Origin of the sequence: Vermiculatibacterium agrestimuris, from assembly GCF_943193085.1 — a bacterium.
In the GTDB taxonomy this organism is placed as follows: domain Bacteria; phylum Bacillota; class Clostridia; order Oscillospirales; family Oscillospiraceae; genus Vermiculatibacterium; species Vermiculatibacterium agrestimuris.
Genome location: NZ_CALPCU010000001.1, coordinates 215,588 through 235,856, shown reverse-complemented (window position 1 = coordinate 235,856; position 20,269 = coordinate 215,588). Strand labels below are relative to the sequence as shown.

The following is a 20,269-nucleotide window of genomic DNA, read 5'->3' as shown; positions in this document are numbered from 1 at the left end:
CGGCCCCGGTGGGGCCGCTCCCACGGGCGGGGGCTTTCGCTTCGCTTCACCCCCGCCCGTGGTGCTGGTGAGTCATTCTCTGCTTAATGCTTCAAGGCAGGTTTGCCGCATACGGTTTTCGTCCCGGACAGTGGGGACTTTGATATAGCGGAAGGTGGAGCCTTGGAGTAATACCACCCCTTCGCCCCGTCCAAACTGTCGGCCCTTGACTTGCTCCATGTGGTCTGGCAGCAACATTTCGTAGATAGAGCGCACCGCCGCCCCGACAACACAGACCACGCCATAGTTGAGGCGGCTCCCGGCGGGAAACGCTATGGCGTCCGGTCTTTGACAGGAAACGATCAGGCGCACCGAGAGGGAGCGGCCCAGCAGCAGGATCTCACTCACCTTGTTCATCATTACAGCGGCGGCTTTCTTGTCCTCGCTGGTCAGGTTGAGGGCCTGGGCCATGTACTCGTCCCACACCAGCGTGACCGGGGTTCTGGTGGCGTCCTCCCCGGACTGACGGGCGATCATACGGGAGTGGACAATATCCAGAGCGGTCAGCGTATCTTTGTAGGTATAGTACCGGGGGCATTTGCACAAATAATTGAAGCTGTCGTCCCCTTTATAATCAGCGAAATAGTATTCTCCGCCCCGGTCTTGTTCGGCTTGAATGAGGCGGGCAAGAAGCTGGTGTTCCATGTACGACTTGCCCGACCCACTCATGCCGCAGAGCAGAATGTGACTGTTCTCTGACGGTGATATGTCAATGGTGATTGGCTCTTTCTCTCGGAAATTCACCCAAGCGTCCAAGTCATACCCCAAGGCCAGACGGGGGGCCTTAAAGCCCTCCATCGTCAAGTTGCTCTTCGGTGTCGATCATGGACTGACTTTCCCGCTCCACCTCATTCATGAGCGCAAGAGCCTCCTCGTTGACCCGCACCACATCCAGCCGGATGTATTTTTTGCCTTTGAACGGTACACAGCGGATAGCCTGGATCGCTGTATGGGGGATATTGTCCTTGTCATAGAACAGGGCAGGGGGCTTGTCCGTAAATTTGCCGCTTTCCAGCTTCTGGAGCATTCTATCATTGAACCGCTCCTTAAATTGCGCCGGGTCTATCTCCCCTTCATAGTGTAGCTGGACGCTAACTACCGGCACACCCTTTTCCATGTGAATACACTTGTTGAGGCTGGGATAGGCCAGTTCGTCCCTGGCTCCTGGACTGTAAATCTCGGTCTGCTCGGCAAGGCTCTCGCAGACGATGGAAATATAGTCAAGCAGAGCGTTGCGTCCCTCCTTAGCGTGTTTCATCACAATAGCGTCATCCGGCGAGACAACGATCTCCTGCTTGGGCGGCTCCGGGGCTTTGATGGAGGCGGCGACAACGGCAGCAATGATATAGAAAATGCCGACCAGTTCTACATAGCCTATCAAGAGGCCCTTCCAGGCATAATAGATACCAGGGACACCCCAAAGAACCAGCCGGGGGACCAGGAGCCATTTAAGGCCCTTATACCCCTCTTTCCGCATTTCCTGATTGTCCGCCTCAATGCCTGTGGCGATCATGTTGCCGTAGAAATTGAACGCATAGCCCACCTTGCGGAAGTGGGCAGCTATAATTTGAAAAATGAACATATTTTAGTTCTCCTCCTTATACCAACCAGCTTAAAATAATGCCTGCGAAAAAGGAAACGATGGAAGCTACGCCAAACAAAATGGCGATGGAGATGAAAATATGCGGAGCGAAGGTTTCCGTCTGCTTGCCCTGTTTCTGCTTTTTATGCTCCATGTACGCTTCAAAAAAACAAAGCAGGGAGAGCACAAACGCACCAGCGGCAGTAATGCACCCCATGGTGTTGACATCTAAATTGCACAGGGTGTTCCAGATGTTAGCAATCATAGTTCAATCCTCCTAAAAGCAATGGCTTGGTTGGCTCGGCAGGAGCCCCCGTAGGGGCTCCTGCTTTGCCAGGTCAGGACTTGGGGTTGGTGGAGCTGGGGGCGTTCAGGTTGGGGAAGGTAACGCCAGTGGCGTGGCCCGTATAGCGGACCGCCCCGAAATCACCGCCGGAGAACTCAATCACCAGGCCCTGGAAATCTCCGACCAGGAGATCGAGGCGCATATTTCGCTCGGTGATGACCTCCTGAGAAGGCAGCGTGGCGACCTCCAGGTTGGGGATGACGATGGGGACGGCGGCCATACCGTCAAAGGGCAGCAGACCGGTCAACTCCGCACCGATGACGCGGCGGGTGTCGCCCTTGCCCTCATACTTCGGGCCGATCTTCACCACGGGCAGTTTAGAGCCGTGGGCGGCAGGGGGTAATGTGTGCTTGGGCATTGATAACACTCCTTTCGAGTGAGCGGGCCAGCATCCGGGAGCGACCCGGACAACTGGCAATAGCGGATAGGGACTGTATGTACTCAAAGCGCCTTGGATGTCCCTATTTTGCCATATATCTCCCTCTCATGCCGTATACTCAAAAAATTGTAAGCTTGCTTTTTTATAACTATCTTTTTGATAGCCCCTGTTCAAAATTTTGAACAGAAAAAGGCTGGCGGCAGAAGCCACCAGCCTTAAAGGGAATGATGTGTATCACTTTTCGCACGATTGTGTTTTGTCAAATAGACTTGCCTGGATTGCTGTTTGGTGTTGCCCCAGCAAAGATAGAATTGCATTCTTTTGCCTCTCTGGGTATTTTGCGTTGAATATATCTCCCAAGGTGCGAATGACAGGTTCAAGGAGCAACCTCAAGGAAGCGTCAGGCGGCAGCTTTAGCGGAATGTGGTCTATTTGCTCATGAAATGAGATGTTGAAAAAGCAAGATAATTTCTCAAACAATGTAGCCGCATACAGCGGATATTCAAATATAAGATTTATACAATTCAGTATATCATTATGTACTCCATATTTTTTTGCAAAGAATAGCTCACGATAAAAAGTTTCACTAAGCCCATACCGCTTAAATACATTGCAGTCGCTTTCGTAGTCCGCTTTTTCTATTCCCAAAAAATCGTACAAAGAAAAGTCATAAGTAAAACTTAAGATTTGCAGATCATTCCATGTAGGAGATGTTTTCCCGTTTTCGTAGTTTGATATGGTTCCCGTTGAAAATCCGCTTTTCTTTGCTGCCTCTGCAACGGACATCTTTCGCTTTACACGAAATTCCTTTAACTGCTCTCCCAGCACTTCTTTGGGCTCTCTTTTTGTATAGCCTTCTTTCTCTAACTCTTTCTTCATTTCTTCCCACAGCACTTCAATGGAAAAATCATCGCTCATAGTCAATTCCCCGCTTTCTATGGATAAAAGCGGCCAGCGTTTACGCCAGCCGCTTTCATTATGCGCCTTTTTGGACCTTTTGTCGAGCCTCTTTCAGCCTTGTAAACTCCCGCTGGAAGCTGGCGATCTGTGCCGCTTCCATCCCCTTGCGGGGAAGCAGATACCGCCCCTTGGTGGTGTTGATTTCCAGGTCGTTGCGGTAACTCAGCCAGTACAAAGGGATGGTGAGCAGACACAGAACGCCGCACAGCTTCCAGAGAAAATCTTGATGGGGCAGGCTCCAAAGGGTCATGCCCACCGAAGCGTCCCACACGTCCTCAATCTCGAAAAAGGTCTTTTTGACTTCCAGGGCGGGAATGGCCCGGATGAACAGGGTCAGCAGCCCGAAGCCCATGGGAAAGGCGAACATAAGCCGGGAGTAGGTCTTTGTGAGGCCCACCCGGAGGACGTTCAGCAAGTCCACCGTCACAGGCCCAGACACCTTGCGCCGCTTATGTAGGTCATAGCGGTAATAGTTCCCTTTGACGGTGACGGCCTCCGGGGCGAGGACAGCGGAGCAGACCGCCCCAGAGAGCAGAAAGCCGGGGTTACTCACCATTCGCCTCGCCCTCCCGCATAAGCCGCACTTGCTCGGCAAACTGCCTCAATTCCTCGGCGGGGTACACGCTGGGCGTGAAGGAAAATGCCCCGGCATTGTGGACGATCTGGAACACGGTTTGCTTGCGGTTCCACCACAGGGCCAGCACCACCAGCACCACCGCCAGAACACGCAATACCTGCAAGGCAACAGCCAGAGACAGGGGCACGATGTAATAATAGCCAAAGCCACTCGTTTCGGATAGAGACGCACATATCAGCCCCATGCCAATGGAAGCCAGGGCCGCAATCACGGCGGGTTTTGTCCGTTTTAATGCGGTAAGAATGATAAAAACGACCACACAGGCGGCAAAGACCAATAGGCAGGGTAGGAACAGCTTGACCTTCCGCTGGACGCTCTGGGCGTTCTTGTAATCGGCTTTGCTGTCCTCGAAACGCTGAATCTCACTTTTCAGGTTATCACAGTCAATGCTGGCTTGAATATCTTTTTGCTCGGCAATGTTCTGCCTCATTGCGTCTATTTCCGAACTTTTTTCACCATATTCTTCTGTGAACTTTCCCCGGAGGGTATCTACTTCTGCCTGCGTCTCATCAATATTGCTCTGATACTCTGGCAGTTCAGCTTGAAGCTTTGCAATTTTAGTTTGAAGTGACTGGTTTTTTGACTGCAAATCTTTAATCTCTTTTGACAGTCGATCCCGTTCATCGCTCAAGCTGTTAAGTTTTTTTGCTAAATCAGATGCTTCCACCCAGTAATGCAAGTCATAATACTCTTTATATCTGGGATAGGTTTTGTTCCACTCAGCAATAATTTCCTGCCTTTTTTTCTGCTTACTCTGAATGACACCTTGGTTATCCGCTATTTGTTTTTCACAGTCAGCAATTTCGGTCCGCATATCGCTTACCGTTTTGGTGAGTTGATCTATTTTTTGCTGTGCGGAGTTTACCTCTGATAGGCGTTCGCTGATTTCCTGCGCGATTTCTTCGTATCCATTGTCGTTCCAAATTTTCTCATACTCTTCCTGTTTCCCTTGGGCCTCATCATAAAGTGCTAACTGTTCCTCATATTCCTTTACTTGCTCTTCAAAAACATGGTATTTGTCGATGTATCTTTGGGCGTCATAGCTGATATTTTCAGTACGCCACCGCCCGTCCAATCCCCAATACCAGAGGCACAGCAGTACCAGCAACAAACTTACACAGGCCGCTACCGCCCACAAAAACCAGTTCTGCCCCGGCAAAAGGCCCTTGCCCGCCGAGCGCAGAGCGGCGGCGTCTGTGATGAAATTTCCCTGCTCGTTTTTGCAGTAAAGCCGCTTTTGGGTGAGAACGGCGTAGGGCTTTTGATACTCGCCGTCCAGGTCGGCGTTGATCGCTTCCTCTCCGATGACGGCCCGGGTCTGTTCGTCACCGTCCCGGAAAAAGGGATATTGTTCTCTCATGCGTCCCCGCCCTCCTTGCGGTGATCTTTCAGCAGGTGGAGCTGGCGCTGGAAGTCCCGGATGTCGGCGATGGGGTAATATTTCACGTCAAAGCCAAAACCGCCGCCGGGGAATGAGATCACAAACAGGGTCTGGCGGTTCACAAAATACATGATGTAGAACGGAAGAGCGGCAACAAAAAGAATAGGACACATGGCCTCCATTCCAGAAATGCCCAGGAAGAAAACCCCTACTACAGTCAAAAGAATGGCAAACACCAGTGCGCCGATGTGCCGGGTGTGGCTAAACATGGTAAAGGTAATATCCTCAATGGACACCACGCCTTCTTCGGTGGTGTTTTTCATGGCCTTGCCCTCGCCGCTGAAATTCCGGCCCTTGTAATAGAACCGCTTTTGGGTCAGTAAGCCAATGCTCTGAGCCACAGCCCCGCCAGTCAAAAAATTCTGGAGGTAATTGTTGCCAATGGTAGCGACAATTTGTTCACTCTGGTCTACCAAAATACTACCACCCTTTTGGGGTACGCCACCCATGGGAGCAGAGGCGGGCGTATCCACGGCGGCGTCCCAGCCACCAGAAGAAACGCCAGCGGCTTTGGCGGCCTCCGCCTTTTGTTCGGCGTCCTCCATAGCCCTCTGCACTTTCGCCGCCCCGGTCTGGGCAACTTCCTTGACTTTTTTCGCCCCGGTGGTCGCCGCAGTCTTTGCCTTGTTCAGAAAATCCCCGGCGGCAGTGGCCCACTCGTCGGCGGTGGCGGGTACGTCTTTCAGGTCAGCCCCGCACTCCGCACAAATGGAAGCGTCATTTCTGTTCTTTGCCTTACAGCTTGGACATTCTTTCATGTTTATTCCCCCTCTGATAATTTTGAGAGATTTTGCCTCAAACTTATTCTATCACATTAAGTTAATCTGTCAAGATATTAAAAAGATAGGTCAAGTCATATAAAATAGCTTCGGTGATAATATGGCGATTGATTATCAAATCATAGGACAACGGATCCAAGACAGCCGCAAAGGACAAAACATGACCCAGGAAGTCCTTGCTGAACAAGTGGGCATTACAGTGGTTTACTTGTCAAAGGTTGAAAACGGGCGGGTACGACCTACTTTAGAGCTGTTGGATGCTTTATGTGGTGCATTGGGGCTTAACCTCTCGAAGCTATTGACCGGGGTACAAATCCAGGAGGCGAACTATGCCAACGAGCGAGTGGTGGCCCTTTTGCGTTCCTGTTCCCCGGATATAAAGGAAGCCGCCCTTGATATATTAGAGCGACTTAGCCAAATCAAATAAAGGTTGTTCAGAGGGTGGTATATGCAGACCCGTGAGCCAAGTGGCCCGCCACGGTGGGGTGGCAGGATGCTTGCTGATGGGTGAGCATAAGGCGGGGCCAGCGGTTTGGTACGCTTCTCGCAATTCTCCCGAATTGCTGACGCTCTCACGCCCTGCGGGGCGTAGGACGGGGGCAAGACCGATGAACATAGAAAAACAGCAGGGGCCAGCTTGTAACTGGTCCCTGCCGTTTTCATATTACCACTTGCCCGTCTGCCCGGTCCGTTGCTTCGGTTACTTCCTTATCAGACACGGCCATTTGCGTCTCCTCTTTTTTGCATACTGCTTCCGCTTGTGAAATTTTCCCTATGGTGGTATACTGTAGAAAAGAAGGAAAAAAGGAGCTGGAACTATGATCCTCGCTGCCGATATCGGAAATTCCATCACCACTCTGGCCCTGTTTGAGGAGGGGGGAGAGCTGGCGCTGCGCTCCACCTGCTCCACCGATCCTCACGCTACAGGCGATCAGTTTGCCATTCAGCTCTTCTCTCTGTTCCAGCTCTACCATGTAGAGCCGAAGCAGATCACCGGCGGTATTGTCGCCAGTGTTGTCCCGCCGGTGACCGCCGCCTTGACGCAGGCCATAGAGCGCCTCACCGGCAGGCCGCCCCTTGTCGTGGGAACAGGTATCCGTACAGGGCTGGACATCCGCTCCGATATGCACGCGCAGCTGGGGGCGGATATCGTGGCCTACTGTGTCGGCGCCATTGACAAATATGACCGCAGTCCCTCTCCCGTCATTGTAGTGGACTTCGGCACCGCCATCACCTTCTCTCTGCTCCGGGGCAACGTCTACGAGGGCTGCGTTATCGCCCCCGGCGTCCGGGTAGGACTGGAGGCCCTGTCCCGGCAGGCTGCCGAGCTACCCCACATTTCCCTGATGCGCCCAGCGTCTCTTCTTGGTCACAACACGGTGGACGCAATGCAATCCGGCGTCATCTACGGCAACGCCAGTCTGGTGGATGGGATGCTCCAGCGGCTGGAGGAGGAGATCGGATGCACCGCCGCCATTATCGCCACCGGATGCTATGCCGACGAGGTGGTGCCCTATTGCCGCCACGCGATCCAGCAGGATCCCGAATTGCTGCTGAAAGGACTTTTTCTGCTCTATCAGAAGAATACCGAACCGAAGCGCAGAAGCTGAGGAAAAGGGCTTGCTTTTTTCCTCGGCCGCACCTATAATATCGGTGGTTTGAACCAGTTTTTCAGGAGGAATGAAGGATGAAGGAGCTTTCCCATATCGCCATGGGGGTACGCGCTTCGACCACCATGGCCATTGACAGTCTGTACAAGCAGATGAAGGCAGAAGGACAGGATGTCATTGGTTTCGCCGCCGGCGAGCCGGATTTTCCCACCCCCAGCCACATTAAGGACGCTGCCTTTCAGGCCATTCGGGATAATTACACCCGCTATACTCCCGCCTCCGGCGACCTGGATCTGAAGACGGCGATCTGCGCCAGAATGAAGGTTGACTGCGGCGTAGAATACGCCCCCAATCAAGTGGTGGTCTCCAGCGGCGCCAAGCATCTGGTTTATCTGGCCCTTCGAGCCATCGTCAATCCCGGAGATGAGGTCATCCTGCCCACACCCGCCTGGGTGAGCTATTACGAGCTGATCCGCATGGTAGGGGGGACGCCGGTGATGGTAAGCGCCACCGAGGACGAAGACTTTAAGCTCTCACCCCAGAAGCTGGAGAGGGCCATCACCTCCAAAACCAAGGCCATCATCCTCAATAATCCCTCCAATCCCACCGGCATGGTCTATGATGCTGTCCAGCTCAAGGCCCTGGCCGATGTGTGTGTCAAGCACGATCTCTACATCATCTCCGACGAGATCTACTGCAACCTCATCTACGATGGAAAGCCCTTTACCAGCGTGGCCTCCCTGAGTCAGGAGGTCAAGGAGCACACCATCCTCATCAACGGTGTATCCAAATCTTACGCGATGACCGGCTGGCGCATCGGCTACGCCCTGGCCCAGCCGGTCATCGCCAAACTCATGTCCAATTTTGTCAGCCACTCCACCGGCTCGCCCTGTGCGATCTCTCAGAAGGCGGCGCTCACCGCCCTTACCGCCTCCCAGGAGGCGGTGGCCGTCATGAAAGCGGCCTTTGAGGAGCGGCGCAACTACATGGTGGAGCGGATGAACGCCATCGAAGGCGTGAGCTGTATTAAGCCCGAGGGCGCTTTCTATGTGATGATGAACATTGAAAAGCTCATCGGAAAGACCATTGGCGGCGTCCTCATCCAGAGTGGAGAGGATTTCGCCACCGAATTTCTCAAGCAGGGGCTCGTCGCCCTGGTTCCCGGAGAGGGCTTTGAGGCGCCCGGCTTTGTCCGCTGGTCCTACGCCGCCTCTATGGAGAATATCCGGGAAGGGCTTGACCGGTTGGAGCGTTTTCTGAATCGATAAAATTTTCACAAAAAAGGCGGGTAGGGGTTGCCCCTATCTGCCTTTTTGTGGTACAATAGTTTCCAGTCTTTTCTTTTTCGTTGAAACGAGGAATGAGGGAGCCATGAACAAAAACAGTTACGAGACCCCGCTTTGTTCTCGATATGCCAGCGCCGAGATGCGCTATCTCTTCTCCCCGGACAAAAAGTTCTCCACCTGGCGGCGGCTTTGGGTCGCTCTGGCCAGAGGCGAGATGGAACTGGGCCTGCCTGTGACAGCGCAGCAGGTGGCAGAGCTGGAAGCTCACGTGGATGACATCGACTACGACGCCGCCGACCGCTGGGAAAAGACCCTCCGCCACGATGTAATGGCTCACATCCATGCGTATGGGGAGCAGTGCCCCAAAGCCATGCCCATCATCCACCTGGGGGCCACCAGCTGTTACGTAGGGGATAACACCGATATCATTCTCATGCGGGAAGGCCTGACGCTGCTTCGGGATAAATTGGTGAAGGTGCTGAGTTATCTGGCGGCCTTTGCCGATCGTTATAAGGCCCTGCCCACTTTGGGCTATACCCACTTCCAGGCCGCCCAGCTGGTGACGGTAGGGAAGCGGGCCACCCTTTGGATGAACGATCTTCTGCTGGATCTGGACGAGGTGGAGTACCGCATCGACCGCCTGGCCCTGTTGGGCTCCAAGGGCACCACCGGAACCCAGGCCAGCTTTTTGGAGCTCTTTGACGGCGACCATGAAAAGGTCGAGGCGCTGGAGGAGAAGATCGCCGCCGAGATGGGCTTCCAGCGGGTCGTCCCCGTTTCGGGTCAGACATATTCCCGGAAGGTGGACGCTGCCATTCTGGCCACCCTCTCCGGCATCGCACAATCCGCCAGCAAATTTGCCACCGACCTGCGGCTTCTATGCCATCTGAAGGAGGTGGAGGAGCCCTTCGAGGCCAAACAGATCGGCTCTTCGGCCATGCCCTATAAGCGCAACCCAATGCGCTGTGAGCGTATTTGCGGTCTGGCCCGGTATGTTCTTTCCGACGCCGCGAATCCAGCCATCACCGCCGCCACCCAGTGGTTTGAGCGGACGCTGGACGACTCAGCCAACAAGCGCATCTCCGTTCCGGAGTCATTCTTGGCCGTGGACTCCATTCTGAGTCTTTACACCAATGTGGCCTCCGGTCTCATCGTCCATGAGAAGGTTATCGAAAAGCACGTACTGGAAGAGCTGCCCTTCATGGCCACCGAAAACATCATGATGGACGCGGTAAAGAAGGGCGGCGACCGACAGGCCATTCACGAGCGGATCCGCCAGCTTTCTCTGGAGGCGGGACATACTATTAAGGAGTTGGGTTTGCCCAACGACCTGGTGGAGCGAATGGCGAAGGAGCCCATGCTGGGCCTTTCCCTGGAGGAGATCCAGGCCCATCTGGATCCCAAGGCATATATCGGCCGCTGTCCACAGCAGGTAGAGCGGTTCTTATGTGAAACGGTCAAGCCGGTCATAGACCGTTACGCTTTCGCATTGGATAAGCAAGACACTGAACTGACTGTATGAAAGGGGATAATGATATGGAGAACGCAGTACGCCGTATCGGCGTTTTGACCAGCGGGGGAGACGCCCCCGGCATGAATGCCGCCATTCGGGCTGTGGTGCGTACCTGTACTCACCTGGGCATTGAATGTGTGGGCATCCGCCGTGGCTTTAACGGCCTGATCAACGGAGATGCCGAGGTCATGGGCTACGCCCGGGTCAGCGGTATCACCCGGCTGGGCGGCACCATGCTCTACTCCGCCCGCAGCGAGGAGTTCCGTACCGAGGCCGGCATGCAGAAGGCCGTCAATACCTGCAAGCTCCTGGGCCTGGACGGCATCGTGGGCATCGGCGGCGACGGTACCTTCCGGGGCCTTCACGCCTTGTCTGAGCACGGCATCGCCGTCATCGGCGTGCCCGGCACCATCGACAACGATATCGCCTGCTCCAGCTACACCATCGGCTATGACACCGCCTGCAACACCGCCGTGGAGTGTATCGACAAGCTCCAGGATACGATGCAGTCCCACGAGCGCTGCTCCGTGGTGGAGGTCATGGGGCACCGGGCGGGCCACCTGGCTCTCTATGTGGGCTTGTCCTGCGGCGCCACCGCCGTCCTCATCCCGGAAAAGCCCGTGGACTTTGAGGCCGATGTGATCGAGCCTATCCGCCGTGCCCGGCTCACCGGCCGCACCCATTATATGATCATTGTGGCCGAGGGCGTGGGCAGTTCCTACGAAGTGGCGTCCAGGATCAAGGACGCCACCGCGCTGGACACCCGGGTCACCGTGCTGGGTCATATCCAGCGGGGCGGCGCTCCCTCCGCCCGTGACCGTGTCAACGCCACCCATATGGGCTATTCCGCCGTTATGCTTCTGGCCAATGGCCAAACCGACCGGGTCGTGTGCCAGCAAAACAGCCAGTATGTGGACTTTGACATCCGGGAAGCGCTGAGCATGAAGAAGGGGATCGACGAGGACAAGTACACCGTTATGCGCACTATGATCGGACAGGAAACTGTCTGATTGGAACCTCAACATTTAGAATAAAGGAGTTTTGGATCATGCCTCTTGTCACATCTGCTGAAATGTTCCGCAAAGCCTATGATGGCGGCTATGCCATCGGCGCGTTCAATGTCAACAACATGGAGATCGTGCAGGCCATTACCGAGGCCGCGGCTGAGGTGAAGGCCCCCGTGATCCTCCAAGCCTCCGCCGGGGCCCGGAAGTATGCCAAGGGCGTCTACCTGCGCAAGCTGGTGGAGGCCGCCGTGGAGGATACCGGTCTGCCCATCGTGCTCCATTTGGATCACGGCGCGGACTTTGAAACCTGCAAGGATTGCGTGGATGGCGGTTTCACCTCCGTGATGATCGACGCCTCCTCCAAGCCCTTTGAGGAGAATATCGCCATCACCAAAAAGGTGGTGGAGTATGCCCATGACCACGGCGTAGTGGTGGAGGCCGAGCTGGGCGCTCTGGCCGGCATCGAAGACGACGTACAGGTTTCTGCGGAAGACTCTCACTACACCAGACCCGAGGAAGTGGAAGAGTTCGTCTCCAAGACCGGCTGCGACTCCCTGGCCATCGCCATCGGCACCAGCCACGGCGCCTACAAGTTTAAGCCCGGCACCGATCCCAAGCTCCGTTTCGATATCCTGGAGGAGGTCTCCAAGCGGCTGCCCGGCTTCCCCATCGTACTTCACGGCGCCTCTTCAGTACCGCAGCGCTTCGTAAAGATCATCAACGACCACGGCGGCAAGATGCCCGGCGCCATCGGCGTACCGGAGGATCAGCTTCGCCAGGCCGCCCGGCTGGCGGTGTGCAAGATCAATATCGACTCCGATCTGCGCTTGGGTATGACCGCCGGGATCCGGGAGCACTTTGACGCCCATCCGGATCACTTTGATCCCCGCCAATACATGGGGGACGGCCGGGCCTATATCAAGGAGATCGTCAAAGACAAGATCGTCAATGTTCTGGGCTGCGACGGCAAGGCCTGAGACAAATAGAAAAGAGGCGCGGTCATATGACCGCGCCTCTTTTTTCCTTATAGGGGCCGCCCACGCTTACGTCAGATCCTTCAGCGCCTTGAGAAAACCGTCCACGGACTTCATGGACGTGGCAAAGGATGTGACGAAGCGGATGATGGTGTGGCTCTTGTCCGCCTTGCCCCAGACTTCATAGGTACACAGCTTGTCCAAATGGGGGAGCAGCTCGTTGGGGACGATGGGGAAGATCTGGTTGGTGGTAGACTCAGTCATCATGGGGATGCCTAAGTTTTTAAGGCCGCCCTGCAGATATTGCGCCACCTCCACGGCGTTTCGGGCAATTTTGAAGTAGAGCCCGTCCTGCAGCAGTGCCTGGAACTGTACGCCCAACAGCCAGCCCTTGGCCAGCACCGCGCCATGCTGCTTTTTCATGCGGAAAAAGTTTTCTGTCAGCGCCGGGTTGGTGACCACCAGCGCTTCGCCCATCATGGCACCGTTCTTGGTGCCGCCGATGTAAAAAGCGTCGGTGAGCGCGGCGATGTCTGCCAAAGTCAGGTCGTTCTCCACCGAGGCCAGGGCACAGCCCAGACGTGCGCCGTCCAGGAACAGATACAGGTCGTTGGCCTGACAGCAGCGATAAAGGGCGGCCAGCTCCGCCTTGGTATACACGCCGCCGGTCTCCGTGGCGTCGGAGATATAGACCAGCCGGGGCTTCGTCACATGCTCGTCCTTGCAAGCCTCCACGATGGGGAGGATACGGGCGGGGGTAAGCTTGCCGTTGGCGGGCGCCTGAGCTTGGAGGATCTTGTGGCCAGTGGCCTCCACAGCGCCGGCCTCATGGCCGTTGATGTGACCGGTGGTGGGGGAGATGACGCTCTCCCACGGCCGCAGAAGCGCAGCGATGGTGACGAAGTTGGTCTGGGTACCGCCCACCATGAACTGCACATCGGCGTTGGGCGCCTCGCACAGTCCGCGGATCAGATCGGCAGCGGACTTGCAGTAATCGTCCCCGCCGTAACCGATGACACTCTCACCGTTGACAGCGGTCAGGGCCTCCAAGACTTTGGGATGGCAGCCCTCAGAATAATCGTTGCGAAAATGATACATAGCCGCGTCCTCCTTCGACCCTTAGAATTTGAAGCTGTCCTTCAGGCTCACCGCCCGGTTGAAAACCAGATGGCCGGGCTTGGAGTCCTTGCTGTCGGCGCAGAAATAGCCCTGACGCATAAACTGATACCGCTCCTCTACCTTGGGGCAGGAGAGACCGGCCTCCACCTTGCAGCCGGTAAGCACCTCCAGGGAGTCAGGATTCAAGCACTCCATAAAGTCCTTGTCTCCGGCATCGGGCGCCTCGTCAGAGAAGAGGTTGTCGTAGAGCCGCACTTCCGCGTCCAGGGCCGTGGCGGCGTCCACCCAGTGGAGCGTGGCGCCCTTGACCTTGCGGCCATCGGCGGGATCGCCCCCCCGGCTGTCGGGATCGTACTCGGCGGCGATCTCAATGACATTGCCCGCCTCATCGGTCTCATAGCCCACACACTTGATGAGATAGGCCCCCTTCAACCGGCACTCAGGGCCGCCGGGATAGAGGCGCTTATACTTGGGCACCGGCTCAGGCAGGAAATCCTCCGCCTCCACCCACAGCTCCCGGGAGAAGGTGACCTTCCGGGTACCGGCGCTCTCATCGCCGGGGAGATTCTCCACCTCAAACTCCTCACTGCGCCCGGCAGGATAGTTGGTGATGACCAGCTTGATGGGCCGCAGGACGGCCATGACCCGGCAGGCAGTCTCGTTCAAATCCTCCCGAAGGCAATGCTCCAAAAAGCCGTACTCCACCACATTGGCCGCCTTGGCCACACCGATACGCTCGCAGAAGTTCCGGATGGAGCGGGGCGTATAGCCCCGGCGGCGCAGACCGCAGAGGGTGGGCATACGGGGATCGTCCCAGCCGGAGACCTTGCCCTCTTCCACCAAAGCCCGGAGCTTGCGCTTGCTCATAACGGTATGGTCGATGCCCAGACGGGCAAACTCGATCTGCCGGGGCTTGGAGGGCAGGTCGCAGTTTTCCACCACCCAGTTATAAAGGGGACGGTGTGCCTCAAACTCCAGAGAGCACAGGGAGTGGGTGATACCCTCCAGCGCGTCCTGGATGGGGTGGGCAAAGTCGTACATGGGATAAATACACCATTTATCCCCCTGCCGGTGGTGGTGCATATGGTTGATACGATAGAGGACAGGGTCGCGCATATTGAAGTTGCCGCTGGCCAGGTCGATCTTGGCCCGCAGCGTCATGGCGCCATTGGGGAACTCACCGGCCCGCATCCGGGCAAAGAGATCCAGGCTTTCCTCAATGGGACGATCCCGGTAGGGACTGCGGGCCGGAACGCCGATACTGCCCCGGTACTCCTTAAATTGCTCAGGGCTCAGCTCACAGACGTAGGCCAAACCCTTTTTGATCAGGCCAACCGCCTGGCGGTAATCCTCCTCAAAATAGTCTGAGCCATAGAAAAAGCGGTCGCCCCAGTCGAAGCCCAGCCAATGAATGTCCTCCTTGATGGCATCCACAAACTCCTCGTCTTCCTTGGTGGGGTTGGTGTCATCCATGCGCAGGTTGCACAGGCCGCCGTACTTTTCCGCCGTACCGAAGTCAATGGTGAGAGCCTTACAGTGGCCAATGTGTAGATAACCGTTGGGCTCAGGGGGAAAACGGGTATGGACGGTCATCCCGGCAAACTGTCCGCCGGGGGCGATGTCCTCATCAATAAAATCATGGATAAAATTCTGGCTCATGACAGGCTTTGTCTCTTCCGGCATAGCGGATTCGCTCCTTCTCTTTCGAATAAGGTATATTTTACCCTGTAGGGCTTCAAATTGCAATCATTTCTTTTCCAGCCGGGCCGCCCAGTCGGCCTCCTTAAAGCCGAAGAAGGCGAAGTCCTCGCCCACCAGCACAGGCCGCCTCACCAGCATCCCGTCGGAGGCGAGAAGGGCGAACTGCTCCTCTTCGCTCATGGTGGGAAGCTTGTCCTTCAGCTCCAGGGCCTTATACTGAAGTCCACTGGTGTTGAACAGTCGTTTCAGAGGAAGGCCGCTTTTGGCGTGCCATGCGCGCAGCTCGGCCTGGGTGGGATTCTGCGCCTTGATATCTCGGCATTCGCAGGAAAGCCCCCGGCGATCCAGCCATGCCTTGGCCTTTTGACAGGTGGTACATTTGGGGTAGTGGACAAACAACACGAAACATTCCTCCCGCTTCGGTACAATGATTTGGTCTCATCTTATCACATCCCGGCCCCTATGGCAAGAAAAGGTGTTGTTGCCCTGTCGGCCTTATGATATAATGGCAAAAATATCAAGAAAGGGGTTGGGCAAACGATGGATGTACAGGAGTGGAAAGCGCTTTGGAAAGAGGAGGAGGCCCAGGCCCACATCCGCGGCTGGGATTTCTCCCACCTTGCCGGCCGCTATGATCAGGAAACACCGCCGTGGAATTATCGGGAGATCGTTCAAAGCTATCTCACCCCCGGTATGAAGCTGCTCGACATTGGTACCGGCGGGGGAGAATTCCTGCTGTCTTTGGGACACCCCTACGAAAACACTGCCGCCACAGAGGGCTATCCGCCAAATGTAGCGCTGTGCCGAAAGACCCTTCTTCCCCTGGGGATCGACCTTCGGGAGATGACGGACTACGGGCACATGCCCTTTGACGACGCTCAATTCGATATCGTTATCAACCGCCATGGAGATTATCGTGTTTCAGAACTGCGACGGGTGTTGAAAAAAGGTGGATTTTTCATCACCCAGCAGGTGGGGGAGGACAACGACCGGGAACTGGTGGAGCTTCTGCTCCCCGGAACTCCCAAGCCCTTTCCCGGCCTGAACCTGCAGGAACAGAGACGGCTGTTCGAGGCGGCGGGGTTTGAGATCTTAAGGGCAGAGGAGTGCTTCCGGCCCATCCGATTCTATGACATAGGGGCCCTGGTGTGGTTCGCCCGGATCATTGAGTGGGAGTTCCCGGCCTTCTCCGTGGACGCCTGCTTTGACCGCCTGTTGGAAGCCCAGCGTATCCTGGACGAGCGGGGCGTTATCGAGGGGCGCGTCCACCGCTATGTGCTTGTGGCCAGAAGGCCGGAAGATGGTTGACAAATGAAGATCCACATATTATAATACGCCTACAGCGATGAAGAGGCCAAGTAGGCCGTGCGTTTGCCGCAAAGAGAGACCCCGGTTTGGTGGAAGGGGGAGGGCAAAGTGCGGAAGAATACCCCTCGGAGCTGCCGCCCCAACATTTTTAGATCAGTAGGGTAGGCCGGGTGTGCCCGTTACAGCGCCGCCGTGTGTAAGCACGGCATGAGGCCGTTTTCGCGAGAAAATGGCAAACCAGAGGTGGTACCGCGTAAGATCACGCCCTCTGTCCCAAAGGGACAGAGGCGTTTTTTATGCCCCCGAAACAACAGAAAGGATGGATCGACATGACGATTTACGACGAATTGGTGGCCCGGGGCCTCATTGCCCAGGTGACCAGCGAGGAGGAGGTCAAGGAGCTTATCAACAACGGCAAAGCCACCTTCTATATCGGCTTTGACTGCACGGCGGACAGCCTGACGGCCGGCCACTTTGTGGCCCTGACCCTGATGCGGCGGCTCCAGTCGGCGGGCAACAAGCCCATTGCCCTCATTGGCGGCGGCACCACCATGATCGGCGACCCCTCCGGCCGCACCGATATGCGGAAAATGCTCACCAAGGAAGACATCGACCACAACGCCGAGTGCTTTAAGCGGCAGATGGAGAAATTCATCGACTTCGGCGAAGGCAAGGCCATGATGCTCAACAACGCCGACTGGCTGCTGGGGCTCAACTATGTAGAGCTGCTGCGGGAGGTGGGTGCCTGCTTCTCGGTAAACAATATGCTTCGGGCCGACTGCTACAAGCAGCGCATGGAGCGGGGCCTCAGCTTTCTGGAGTTTAACTATATGATCATGCAGTCCTATGACTTCTATCATATGTTCCAGACAGTGGGCTGCAATATGCAGTGCGGCGGCAACGACCAGTGGAGCAATATGCTGGGCGGCACCGAACTCATCCGCCGGAAGCTGGGCAAGGATTCTCATTGCATGACCATTACCCTCCTCACCGACTCCCAGGGCAACAAGATGGGGAAGACCGCCGGCAACGCCGTGTGGCTGGATCCCAACAAGACCAGCCCCTATGACTTCTACCAGTACTGGCGCAATGTGGGGGACGCCGACGTGATGAAGTGCATCCGTCTGCTGACCTTCCTGCCCTTGGAACAGATCGACGAGATGGACACCTGGACTGACGGCAGGATCAACGAGGCCAAAGAGATCCTGGCCTTTGAGCTGACCAAGATGGTTCACGGGGAAGAGGAGGCCAAAAAGGTTCAGGCTGCTGCCCGGGCCCTCTTTGCCGGCGGCGGAGACAGCTCCAATATGCCCTCCACCACCCTGGCAGACAGTGATTTTTCCGAGGGCGCCATCGGCCTTCTCGACCTGATGCTCAAGTGCGGCCTCGCCCCTTCCAAAAAGGAAGCCCGCCGGCTGGTAGAGCAGGGAGGCGTAGAGGTTGGCGGTGAAAAAGCCACCGATCCCACGATCCATTTTGAGCCCGCCGCCTTTGCCGGCGATGGCCTGATTCTTAAGAAAGGCAAAAAAGTGTTCCACCGGGTGGTGACACAGTAAGCTTTTTGTGCTATCATCCAGGAAGAGGAGGGATGGCTCATGGATGAGAGGCCAAGGAAGTGGTATCAGCTGGACAGCCGCAGCCTGTCCAATCTTCTGGTGGTATGCGGCGGGATCCTGCTCTATTTGGTTTTGACCCACCTACCGCAGGTGAAGGCCTTGATGGGCCGGTTTTTGGATGTGCTCAGCCCCTTTATCGCCGGATTCATCATCGCCTATCTTCTGAATACCCCCACCAACTTTTTTGAGCGGAAGGTCTATTACAACAGTGCGCACAAGCGGACGCTGGCCATCGTCACGGTCTATCTCATCGCCCTGGCCGTCATTATGGTGCTTCTTCAGCTTATTCTGCCCCAGGTTGGCGCCTCTATCTTCAGTTTGGTGAACAATCTATCCATCTATCTGGAGAATCTCAACCGGATGGTTCAGGATCTGATCCAGCGCTTCGGTCTGGAGGGGGAAGGCCTCACCGGCTTTGTGGACGACTACCAGACCCTCATTCGTAAAGCCGCTGATTTCCTCACCTCATCAATGCCAAATCTGCTGAACTTCGGCGTGGCGGTCGGAAACGGCGTGGTCACTGCCCTTACCGCGCTCATCGCCTCCATCTATATGCTGTCAGGGAAGAACCGGCTCTCCGGGCAGCTCAAGAAGCTCATTTACGCCCTCTTTCCCGCCAAGGGCGTGCGCCATATCCTGTCGGTATCCAGCCGGGCCAACACCATCTTTGTGGGCTTTATCAACGGCAAGCTGCTGGATTCCGCCATTATCGGCGTTCTCTGCTTTGTGCTGTCCACCATCCTTCGCGTCCCCTATGCGGTACTGATCAGCGTTATCATCGGCGTGACCAATATCGTGCCTTTCTTTGGGCCCATCATCGGCGCGGTGCCCAGCGTAATGATCCTGGTCATTGTGGATCCCTGGGCCGCCCTGCGGTTTCTCATCCTCATCATCGCCCTCCAGCAATTCGACGGGAATATCCTGGGGCCCAAGATCCTGGGTGATTCCACAGGCCTTTCCGCCATCTGGGTGCTGGTGGCCATTGTGGTCGGCGGCGGTCTTTTCGGCTTTACCGGGATGCTCTTGGGCGTGCCTACTTTCGCTGTGCTCTATGCTCTGATGCGGGAGTGGGCAGACCGGCGTCTGATGGAAAAGGGGATCGACGCCGACGGCCGGTCTTTGCGCCCCGGCGGGCCGGAAGACGACCACTCCAATACATAAGCAGCAAAAAGGAGCCGCTGAGTTCTCAGCGGCTCCTTTTGATTCAAATGATCTGTTCCACCAGTTCCTTCATGGAATACAGCCCCGGCTGTTTGACCTGCGCCAGGAATCGTGCGGCCCGAAGCGCCCCAGAGGCGAAGACCTCCCGGCTCATTGCGGAATGCTTCAGCTCAATGACCTCGTCCCGGCCGGCAAAAATGACCTCGTGGTCGCCCACGATACCGCCGCCCCGGACGGAAGAAATGCCGATCTCCCGCTTTTCCCGGGGCTTTCGGACGCTTTGGCGCTCATACACGTATTGCGGCTCGTAGGGAAGGGCCTCCCGGGCGGCCTGGGCCAGCATGAGAGCCGTACCGCTGGGGGCGTCCACCTTTCTGCTGTGGTGACGCTCTACGATCTCTACGTCAAAACTGTCTCCCAAGGCCGCCGCTGTCCGGTTCACCAACTCCATGAGCACATTGATCCCCAGCGACATATTACCTGAACGAAAGATGGGGATAGCCCCGGCTGCCTCGTCAATGGCGTCGAGCTGCGCCTGGGAATAGCCCGTGGTGGCCAGCACCAGGGGAATATTTCGGCTCACCCCCAACTCCAGCAGGGCGGGAAGGGCGGCGGGGGAGGAGAAGTCGATGAGCGCGTCGGCCTCGCCCTGAAAAGCGGCAGGGTGAGAGAGAACAGGGAAGTCCTCCCGCTCCGCGCCCAGTAGGTCGAAGCCGGCCACCACCTCCACATCCCCCGCCTCCTGGCAGATCTGGGCGACAACGTTCCCCATATGTCCGTTACAGCCGGAAATGAGCATCTTCAGCATAGT

21 protein-coding genes and 1 other annotated feature are annotated in these 20,269 nt (G+C 56.2%); of the genes, 9 read left to right on the top strand and 12 right to left on the bottom strand.

Translation table 11 applies throughout. The features are described 5' to 3' along the window. Window positions 1–72: 72 nt before the first annotated feature. The 8 genes from NFR87_RS01180 to NFR87_RS01145 form a co-directional block, all read right to left on the bottom strand. Window positions 73–837, bottom strand: coding sequence for a hypothetical protein (locus NFR87_RS01180; protein WP_251445137.1), 765 nt, complete (start codon window positions 835–837; stop codon window positions 73–75). Further along, entirely contained in the window at window positions 824–1,621 is a 798-nt protein-coding gene (locus tag NFR87_RS01175; RefSeq protein WP_251445134.1) for a hypothetical protein, read from the bottom strand. The genes NFR87_RS01180 and NFR87_RS01175 overlap by 14 nt, the downstream gene beginning before the upstream one ends. A gap of 16 nt (window positions 1,622–1,637) precedes the next feature. Further along, window positions 1,638–1,886 carry a hypothetical protein gene (locus tag NFR87_RS01170; RefSeq protein WP_251445131.1) on the bottom strand — a complete coding sequence of 83 codons (249 nt, stop codon included), beginning with the start codon at window positions 1,884–1,886 and terminating at the stop codon, window positions 1,638–1,640. A 73-nt stretch (window positions 1,887–1,959) separates the two neighbouring features. Continuing rightward, window positions 1,960–2,325 carry a hypothetical protein gene (locus NFR87_RS01165; protein ID WP_251445128.1) on the bottom strand — a complete coding sequence of 122 codons (366 nt, stop codon included), beginning with the start codon at window positions 2,323–2,325 and terminating at the stop codon, window positions 1,960–1,962. Between the two features lie 255 nt (window positions 2,326–2,580). Further along, window positions 2,581–3,264: a helix-turn-helix domain-containing protein gene (locus NFR87_RS01160; protein WP_251445126.1), complete on the bottom strand. Its 684-nt coding sequence runs from the start codon at window positions 3,262–3,264 to the stop codon at window positions 2,581–2,583. Window positions 3,265–3,322: 58 nt separating this feature from the next. Next, window positions 3,323–3,862 (bottom strand): hypothetical protein, encoded by a 540-nt coding sequence (locus NFR87_RS01155; protein ID WP_251445123.1) that lies wholly within the window; start codon window positions 3,860–3,862, stop codon window positions 3,323–3,325. Beyond that, a complete protein-coding gene (locus NFR87_RS01150) occupies window positions 3,852–5,303 on the bottom strand; it encodes a hypothetical protein (RefSeq protein WP_251445120.1) in 1,452 nt (483 codons plus the stop codon). Before NFR87_RS01150 ends, NFR87_RS01155 begins: the two co-directional genes overlap by 11 nt. Further along, complete coding sequence (locus NFR87_RS01145; RefSeq protein ID WP_251445117.1) at window positions 5,300–6,142, bottom strand: zinc ribbon domain-containing protein; 843 nt, start codon at window positions 6,140–6,142, stop codon at window positions 5,300–5,302. The genes NFR87_RS01150 and NFR87_RS01145 overlap by 4 nt, the downstream gene beginning before the upstream one ends. A gap of 121 nt (window positions 6,143–6,263) precedes the next feature. On the opposite strand from NFR87_RS01145, the gene NFR87_RS01140 reads away from it, so the two are divergent. The 6 genes from NFR87_RS01140 to fba all read left to right on the top strand — a co-directional run bounded on the left by NFR87_RS01140 (window position 6,264) and on the right by fba (window position 12,556). Further along, entirely contained in the window at window positions 6,264–6,590 is a 327-nt protein-coding gene (locus tag NFR87_RS01140; protein ID WP_251445114.1) for a helix-turn-helix domain-containing protein, read from the top strand. Between the two features lie 391 nt (window positions 6,591–6,981). Next, window positions 6,982–7,773 carry a type III pantothenate kinase gene (locus NFR87_RS01135; protein ID WP_251445111.1) on the top strand — a complete coding sequence of 264 codons (792 nt, stop codon included), beginning with the start codon at window positions 6,982–6,984 and terminating at the stop codon, window positions 7,771–7,773. Between the two features lie 77 nt (window positions 7,774–7,850). Next, the gene (locus NFR87_RS01130; RefSeq protein WP_251445108.1) at window positions 7,851–9,041 is read left to right on the top strand and encodes a pyridoxal phosphate-dependent aminotransferase; all 1,191 of its coding nucleotides are present in this window, start codon (window positions 7,851–7,853) and stop codon (window positions 9,039–9,041) included. Window positions 9,042–9,144: 103 nt separating this feature from the next. Next, the gene (purB, locus tag NFR87_RS01125) at window positions 9,145–10,581 is read left to right on the top strand and encodes an adenylosuccinate lyase (RefSeq protein ID WP_251445105.1); all 1,437 of its coding nucleotides are present in this window, start codon (window positions 9,145–9,147) and stop codon (window positions 10,579–10,581) included. A 14-nt stretch (window positions 10,582–10,595) separates the two neighbouring features. Beyond that, on the top strand, window positions 10,596–11,582 hold the full coding sequence (locus tag NFR87_RS01120; protein WP_251445102.1) for an ATP-dependent 6-phosphofructokinase: 987 nt from the start codon (window positions 10,596–10,598) through the stop codon (window positions 11,580–11,582). A 38-nt stretch (window positions 11,583–11,620) separates the two neighbouring features. Further along, window positions 11,621–12,556, top strand: coding sequence for a class II fructose-1,6-bisphosphate aldolase (fba, locus tag NFR87_RS01115; protein ID WP_251445099.1), 936 nt, complete (start codon window positions 11,621–11,623; stop codon window positions 12,554–12,556). 66 nt (window positions 12,557–12,622) lie between these two features. Here fba and NFR87_RS01110 read toward each other — a convergent pair whose 3' ends face one another. The 3 genes from NFR87_RS01110 to NFR87_RS01100 form a co-directional block, all read right to left on the bottom strand. Continuing rightward, window positions 12,623–13,651 (bottom strand): threonine aldolase family protein, encoded by a 1,029-nt coding sequence (locus NFR87_RS01110; RefSeq protein WP_251445096.1) that lies wholly within the window; start codon window positions 13,649–13,651, stop codon window positions 12,623–12,625. Between the two features lie 21 nt (window positions 13,652–13,672). Continuing rightward, window positions 13,673–15,355 carry a glutamine--tRNA ligase/YqeY domain fusion protein gene (locus tag NFR87_RS01105; protein WP_251445093.1) on the bottom strand — a complete coding sequence of 561 codons (1,683 nt, stop codon included), beginning with the start codon at window positions 15,353–15,355 and terminating at the stop codon, window positions 13,673–13,675. Between the two features lie 63 nt (window positions 15,356–15,418). Continuing rightward, window positions 15,419–15,775 carry an arsenate reductase family protein gene (locus NFR87_RS01100; protein WP_251445090.1) on the bottom strand — a complete coding sequence of 119 codons (357 nt, stop codon included), beginning with the start codon at window positions 15,773–15,775 and terminating at the stop codon, window positions 15,419–15,421. Between the two features lie 138 nt (window positions 15,776–15,913). Between NFR87_RS01100 and NFR87_RS01095 the strand changes: the two genes are divergently transcribed. The 3 genes from NFR87_RS01095 to NFR87_RS01085 all read left to right on the top strand — a co-directional run bounded on the left by NFR87_RS01095 (window position 15,914) and on the right by NFR87_RS01085 (window position 19,458). After that, window positions 15,914–16,681 (top strand): class I SAM-dependent methyltransferase, encoded by a 768-nt coding sequence (locus NFR87_RS01095; protein ID WP_251445087.1) that lies wholly within the window; start codon window positions 15,914–15,916, stop codon window positions 16,679–16,681. A gap of 28 nt (window positions 16,682–16,709) precedes the next feature. Further along, window positions 16,710–16,953: a binding site (T-box leader), on the top strand. Window positions 16,954–17,010: 57 nt separating this feature from the next. Beyond that, a complete protein-coding gene (gene tyrS, locus NFR87_RS01090; RefSeq protein WP_251445084.1) occupies window positions 17,011–18,237 on the top strand; it encodes a tyrosine--tRNA ligase in 1,227 nt (408 codons plus the stop codon). A gap of 39 nt (window positions 18,238–18,276) precedes the next feature. After that, window positions 18,277–19,458, top strand: a complete 1,182-nt coding sequence (locus NFR87_RS01085) for an AI-2E family transporter (protein WP_251445081.1) — start codon at window positions 18,277–18,279, stop codon at window positions 19,456–19,458. 43 nt (window positions 19,459–19,501) lie between these two features. Here the strand turns inward: NFR87_RS01085 and dapB are convergent, their stop codons facing one another. Further along, entirely contained in the window at window positions 19,502–20,266 is a 765-nt protein-coding gene (gene dapB, locus NFR87_RS01080; RefSeq protein WP_251445078.1) for a 4-hydroxy-tetrahydrodipicolinate reductase, read from the bottom strand. Between the last annotated feature and the right edge of the window lie 3 nt (window positions 20,267–20,269).